Annotated in this window: 7 protein-coding genes; 6 read left to right on the top strand and 1 reads right to left on the bottom strand. The window is 60.3% G+C overall.

The window, feature by feature from the left end; genetic code table 11:
* The 6 genes from ACYQ6T_RS10400 to ACYQ6T_RS10375 form a co-directional block, all read left to right on the top strand.
* Positions 1–208: hypothetical protein (locus ACYQ6T_RS10400; RefSeq protein WP_459830582.1), on the top strand; the 208-nt coding region annotated here is incomplete at its 5' end.
* An 11-nt stretch (positions 209–219) separates the two neighbouring features.
* The gene (locus ACYQ6T_RS10395; protein ID WP_459830580.1) at positions 220–639 is read left to right on the top strand and encodes a pilin; all 420 of its coding nucleotides are present in this window, start codon (positions 220–222) and stop codon (positions 637–639) included.
* Between the two features lie 9 nt (positions 640–648).
* The gene (locus tag ACYQ6T_RS10390; protein WP_459830577.1) at positions 649–2,613 is read left to right on the top strand and encodes a tetratricopeptide repeat protein; all 1,965 of its coding nucleotides are present in this window, start codon (positions 649–651) and stop codon (positions 2,611–2,613) included.
* A 10-nt stretch (positions 2,614–2,623) separates the two neighbouring features.
* On the top strand, positions 2,624–3,508 hold the full coding sequence (locus tag ACYQ6T_RS10385; protein WP_459830575.1) for a glycosyltransferase family 2 protein: 885 nt from the start codon (positions 2,624–2,626) through the stop codon (positions 3,506–3,508).
* 20 nt (positions 3,509–3,528) lie between these two features.
* Positions 3,529–4,470, top strand: a complete 942-nt coding sequence (locus ACYQ6T_RS10380; protein WP_459830573.1) for a glycosyltransferase family 2 protein — start codon at positions 3,529–3,531, stop codon at positions 4,468–4,470.
* A gap of 11 nt (positions 4,471–4,481) precedes the next feature.
* On the top strand, positions 4,482–5,363 hold the full coding sequence (locus ACYQ6T_RS10375; protein ID WP_459830570.1) for a glycosyltransferase: 882 nt from the start codon (positions 4,482–4,484) through the stop codon (positions 5,361–5,363).
* Here ACYQ6T_RS10375 and ACYQ6T_RS10370 read toward each other — a convergent pair.
* Positions 5,355–6,215, bottom strand: an 861-nt coding sequence (locus ACYQ6T_RS10370; protein ID WP_459830567.1) for a glycosyltransferase, incomplete at its 5' end; no start/stop codon positions are given. The genes ACYQ6T_RS10375 and ACYQ6T_RS10370 overlap by 9 nt on opposite strands.

The raw sequence follows: 6,215 nt of genomic DNA, 5'->3' as shown, positions 1-6,215 counted from the left end.
GGGCCTGTTAACACAACGCGTCATTTTGTTAACAATTGTGCACATGGGCAGGAATGCAGAGGCGGTGCGCGATCACTCTTTGGCAAGAAAACGACAATCCATCAATGGGTTGCCTGAAAAAGCTCGTCTGGCATCGATCTTGCTAAGTGAAAAGTGCGGTCATTCTTTCGGGAGTGATCGAGGTAGAATGTTGGTTCTCATCTCATGAAAGGAGTTACCATGAAACGCGTGCAACAGGGTTTTACCCTTATCGAGCTGATGATCGTCGTCGCGATCATCGGGATTTTGGCGGCGGTAGCACTGCCAGCGTATCAGGACTACACGAAGCGCGCCAACGCGACGGAAGGTCTGTCGCTCGCGGCTGCGGCAAAGACGGCGGTTTCAGAATACTGGGCAACAAAAGGCAGTTTGCCTGCTAACAATACTGACGCTGGTTTGGCTGCCGCATCAGCCATCAAAGGCAACGCGGTTACAAGTGTCGCAGTAGGGACGAACGGGCTGATCACTATTACTTATAATGATAAGGTTGAAAGCGGCAAAACTCTTTTTCTATCCCCTATTACTGCTGGCGGCGGTATCCAGTGGAAGTGTAAAGCAGGGACAATCACCGCGAAATATCTCCCGTCGAGCTGCCGTTGATCGCGCTTGATGCATCGGTTACCCTCGGGTGAACAAAGCCGGGTTTCTGCCCGGCTTTTCTCTGCGTACCTTCCCTCGCTCCTCGTTCTGCTGCTTCTTGCAACGATCGCCCTCCTGCAGTGGGCGGCGGTGGGCGGGGGGTTTCACTTTGACGACGAACCCAACCTGCGCGACTTGGGCGCCTACGGTGGGGTAACGAGCTGGGAGGCATTGCGCGCCTACCTCTCAAGCGGCTTTGCAGGGCCTACCGGGCGGCCGCTCGCGTTGTTGAGCTTTCTGATCGACGACAACACCTGGCCGACCGCACCCGAGGGGTTCAAACGGACCAATCTGTTCCTTCATCTCATCAACGTCGCGCTCCTCATCTGGCTGACCTTGCAGCTGCTGCGCTTTTATGGCCTCTCCGAGGTACGGGCGACGTGGGGGGCGTTGATTGCCGCCGCCCTGTGGGGTCTCCACCCCTTTTTGATTTCGACCACCTTTTACGTCGTGCAGCGCATGGCCATGCTCGCCGCAACCTTTTCGCTGCTCGGGATCCTCCTCTACCTCCGCGGCCGGCTCCTGTGGCCAGAGCGCCCGCGAGCAGCGCTCCTCTGGATGGCAGGTGGAGTCTTTGGCGGGACCCTCTGTGCGGTCTTGAGCAAAGAGAACGGGGCGCTCTTGCCACTCTTGATTCTCACCATCGAATGGTTTGCGCCGCCGGGAAGAGCACCCCTGCCGTGCCTCTTTCGTTGGGGGGTGCTTTACCTCCCCTCGGTCGCTCTCGTTGCCTACCTGGCAACCTATTTCAATTTCTCGCCGAATCCTTGGCCGGAGCGCCCCTTCAACCAGATCGAGCGGCTGCTTACTGAAGCGCGAATCTTGTGGGACTACCTCGGCAACTGGTTTATCCCCCGCATCGAGGGGGCGGGGCTGTTGCGCGACGGGATCGCGATTTCCCGTTCGTTGGTCGATCCCCCGCAGACGGCAGTGGCGGTGGTCGCCCTGGTGCTTCTGGTTGCCGCGGTCGTTGGGTTGCGCCGCCGCGCCCCGTTTCTTGCGTTGGGTTTTGCTTTCTTTCTGGTCGGCCATCTGATGGAGTCGGGGTGGTTGGGGCTGGAGCTCTACTTCGAGCATCGCAACTACCTGCCCACGATCTTCCTCTTGCTGCCGCTCGCCGTCTGGGCTGTTGACGAGCGGGCAACGGCAATCCGGTTCACGGCGCGCTTGCTCACGCTCGGTCTCCTTCTTTTGCTCTCTGCTTTTTCCTATCAGCGCGCGCAGTTGTGGCGCGATCCGGTTCAGCTCGAGGCCTATTGGGCGCTCGCTGCCTCCGAATCGCCCCGTGCCGCGAACGCGTTGGCGCGCCGTTTGACCGAAGTGGGGCGTTTTTCGGAGGCGGAGCAGGTGTTGCGCGAGGCGGTCGAACGGAACCCCCAGTCGGGGCTGCTGCTTCTAACGCTCCTGCAGCTGCGCATCAACCTCAACGAGGCGACGCGCGACGACTTTGTCGAAGTAGCGCGCCGTTTGCACACCGTTCCTTTTGACGCGCAGACGGTGACGGCGCTTCGCCATCTGACGGAGCGGGCAATTCGCCCTTCGGCAAGCCCACTGGAGCGGGAGGGGATTCGCCTGGTGATCGAGCATCTTGCCACGAACGAGCAGTATCGTCAGTTTCCCCTCTTTCGGCGGCTGATTCCCTACCTGTTGGCGCAACTCGACCTTGCCGACGGAAAGATCACTGAGGCCGAGCGCCACTATGCTGAAGCGATGCGCCTCTACGGGCAGGTTGACGCCGGGATGCAGATGGTTGCCGAGGTGGGGAACGCCAACTATCCCGACGCAGCGTTGCGGCTGCTCGACCAGGTGGAGCAGCTCCTTGCGGAGAGCAGCGATCGGATGCTCAAGTTTCCCCGCGCCTTCTACGAGCGCGAAATAGCCCGGATTCGCGCGCTGCTCTTGGAAGAGCGGGAGAGAGACTCAAGCGATCGATAGGGGGTGCAGTATGGGGCAAAGTAACCCATTGGTGCAACAGGAAAAATCGCTAAGCGTGATTCTTCCCGCGCGGAACGAAGCGTTGAGCGTCGGGCAGACGGTTGCGGCAATCCGCGCGCAGTACCCTGACGCCGAGGTGATCGTCGTCGACGACGGCTCCACCGACGCCACCGCCCAGGTCGCCGAGGCGGCGGGCGCGCGGGTGATCCGCCACCCCTACGGCATGGGGAACGGCGCCGCGGTCAAAACCGGCGCGCGGGCCGCGCGCGGCGAGATCCTCGTCTTCATGGACGCCGACGGGCAACACAACCCCGCCGACGTGCCGCGGCTGCTTGCGAAACTGAATGAGGGCTACGACATGGTGGTCGGCGCCCGCGATCGCTGCTCGCAGGCGAGTGTCGGGCGGGGGATCGCCAACCGCTTCTACAATCGACTCGCGAGCTACATGACCGGGCACCGGGTGCTCGACCTCACGAGCGGCTTTCGCGCCGTGCGCGCCGACAAGTTCCGTGAATTTCTCTACCTCTTGCCGAACGGCTTCTCCTATCCCACGACGATCACGATGGCCTTTTTCCGCAGCGCCTATCCCGTGGCCTATGTGCCGATCCACGCAGCGCGGCGCGTCGGCAAAAGCCACTTGCGGCCGCTCAGCGACGGGGTGCGCTTTCTCCTCATCATCTTCAAGATCGCGACGCTCTTTTCGCCGGTGAAACTCTTCGCGCCCGTCGCCGCGCTCTTTTTCCTGCTCGGGATCGGCTACTACGGCTACACCTTCGCCACCGAACACCGCTTCACCAACATGAGCGTGCTCCTCCTTTCGGCAAGCGTCATCGTCTTTCTGATCGGGTTGGTGTCGGAGCAGATCACCAACCTGACGTATAAGCGCGATGGCTGAAAATTAGCGGGAGCTTGTCGATGGTTGACCCCGGCTACTGTGCGAGCCCAGCTCCGGCGTTCGATGCGCTGGCCTGTATCACGGTCACGTATCACCCGGACTTAGCCATTTTGCGACAACAACTGCAGGCGCTCCCCTCCCAAGCGCTGAAAATCATTGTCGACAATGGTTCAGGCGATGCGACGCAAGCTGCACTGAGTTCGATCGCAGCAAATCTACCCGCAATTCTGGTTCTGCCTCAGCCAGCCAACCTCGGTTTGCCAGCGGCAATCAACCTCGGAGTGCGTGTCCTCGCAGAGCATGCGCCACACTGCACGCATATCCTTCTGCTTGACCAAGATAGCGTCCCCATGCCGGGCAGTATCGCTCGACTTTGTGAAGCGCTTGCGTTTTTGGAGCGCGAAGGCAAGAACCCTGGGGCTGTTGGGCCACAACTCAGGGATGTGGATACCGGGCTCAATCATGGATTCCATCAGATGCGCCTGTGGCGCTGGCACCGAGCGTACCCACCAACAAACGCCCACCAACCGATTGCCGTCGCCAACCTCAACGGCAGCGGCACGCTTATGCGACGAGCGCTATTTGAACGTCTTGGCGGGTTGGATGAAACGCTGTTCATCGATCATGTAGACACCGAGTGGTCGTTTCGAATGAGCGCCGCAGGGTACACCCTGTGGGGGATTCCTGATGCTGTTTTTAGGCATCGAATGGGCGAGCGAGGGCTCAGGTTTTGGCTGCTTGGCTGGCGCGTCTGGCCTGCACGATCCGCAATACGCCATCGGTATTTATTTCGCAATGCCGTATGGTTGATGCGCAGGCCTTATGTCCCTACTGTTTGGAAAGTATGGGCGGTGCTCAAGCTCTTCGTGACCGCCATCGTTCACGCCTTTTTCGATCCCGATCGTTGCGCTCAGTTGAGTGCAATGGTGCGTGGTGTGCGAGACGGGCTGAGCCGCCCCTAGCAGTTGCCACGATGACCCACCTGCTCGTCGGACTTTCCCTTAATTACCGCGACGTGGAGCGCACCAGCCGGTGTGTTCACTCGCTGCTGGGCGACGGTGCGCATGCGGTGCTGGTGTGGGACAACTCGGAGGACAACGGTGCGTCAGCAGAGTCGTTGCGCAAAATCTGGCGTGACGAAGATCGCGTGGTGATCGAGGAAAGCCCGCGCAATCTTGGCTTTGCCGCGGGCGTCAATCGGGGTCTGGAAGCCGTCCTTGCGCGTTTTCCGGGCGCATGGGTGATGCTGCTCAACAACGACGCTATGGTTTGCCCGGGTGCGCTCGCTGCCCTTTGCGCCGCGCTGCGCGCGCAACCCGACGCGGTCATCGCCTACCCGCGCGTCGATCATAGCGGACGCCTCATCGGCACCACCTATTACCAACGCGTTTTCGCCTTGCTGCGTTTTGACCGCCCGTGGCCAGGTAGTTTTCCCTATCCTTCTGGCAGCGCCTTACTCATCGCCCCTGAGCGGGCCGAAATGCCGCTTTTTGACGAGGACTTTTTCATGTACGGCGAAGACGTGCTCCTGGGTTGGCGGCTTGGCCCCAGCCGCATGGCGCACGTGCCAGATGTGCTTGTCTTCCACGAGGGGAGCGCAACGAGTCGCAACGGCTCACCATTCTACGAAATACGGCTCGTGGAAAGCCATTTGCGCCTGGCGGACAAATTAGCCAATGGTCGTTTAGACCGGATGCTTCTCCTCCTTGGTCGCTCTATCACTTTGCCCGCCCGCGCCGCAGTACGCGCAGTGCGTTACCGGAACCTCACCCCGATCAAGGCTTTGTGGCACGGCTGGCGCAAGGCTCGCGGCAACGACACTCAACGCCAGCAGGCACAAGATTCGTCACCCTGACGCGGCGACTTCCGCCAACAACGCTTCCCATTGGGGAACAATGCGCTCAGGTGCATAGTGCCTCGCCCGTTTGCGTCCAGCTTGGGCGTAATGCGCACGAAGATCGGGTGAGGAGAGGAGTTGCGCAAGCGCTTCTTGAAACGCAGCTTCATCACCTTCAGGCACCAGAATTCCGGCTTGTCCATCGGCCAGAATCTCCTGCGGCCCTGACGGACAATCCATCGCCACCGCGGGGGTACCACAAGCAAGCGCTTCGAGCAGTACCAGACCGAATCCTTCGTAACGGGAACAGAGGGCAAATAGCGTGGCGTGGGCCAGCCAATCGGCAACGTTATTGACATGCCCCCGCAGAAAAACCGTCTCGCCTACTCCAAGGCGCTGCACCTCACCCTCGAGCGCTTGCCGCAGCGGCCCTTCGCCAAGGATGATTAGATGGTGGTCGAAGCCCCGTGCCCGCAGCGCCGCATGCGCTCGGATCAGCCGGTCGAAGGCTTTTTGTTCTGCTAGCCGACCAATTCCCAACACAACCGGCTTGGAAAAGAGCTGGAGATCTGGTGGCTGGGGGCTCGGCGCGGGCAACGGATCGAGAAAATTCTCGATGATGCGCCAATGAGTGCGTTGATGATGCGCCTCTCCCATTACCTGCTGCATTGATGCCATTGCTCCTTGGCTCGGAAATACCATCCAGATCAGCTGTCGCCGCACCTGCAAACTGATCCAGCGATCGAGGATCTGCATGCGCTGGGTATGCTCGGAAAATGCGATGTGCGTCCAGGCGATGAACGGTTTACCTGCTAACGTGGCTGACAACCATCCGTAATTGGTAGCCGCCAAATCCTCTCCACCAATCAC

The organism is Hydrogenophilus islandicus (assembly GCF_054657095.1).
Note: the sequence above shows the minus strand (reverse complement) of the source record. Positions and strands in the feature narration are given on the sequence as shown.

Excerpts from the sequence above, each read along its gene's own strand:
- ACYQ6T_RS10395 (WP_459830580.1), top strand. The coding sequence starts at position 220 with ATGAAACGCGTGCAACAGGGTTTTACCCTTATCGAGCTGATGATCGTC.
- ACYQ6T_RS10390 (WP_459830577.1), top strand. The coding sequence starts at position 649 with ATGCATCGGTTACCCTCGGGTGAACAAAGCCGGGTTTCTGCCCGGCTT.
- ACYQ6T_RS10380 (WP_459830573.1), top strand. The coding sequence starts at position 3,529 with ATGGTTGACCCCGGCTACTGTGCGAGCCCAGCTCCGGCGTTCGATGCG.
- ACYQ6T_RS10385 (WP_459830575.1), top strand. The coding sequence starts at position 2,624 with ATGGGGCAAAGTAACCCATTGGTGCAACAGGAAAAATCGCTAAGCGTG.
- ACYQ6T_RS10375 (WP_459830570.1), top strand. The coding sequence starts at position 4,482 with ATGACCCACCTGCTCGTCGGACTTTCCCTTAATTACCGCGACGTGGAG.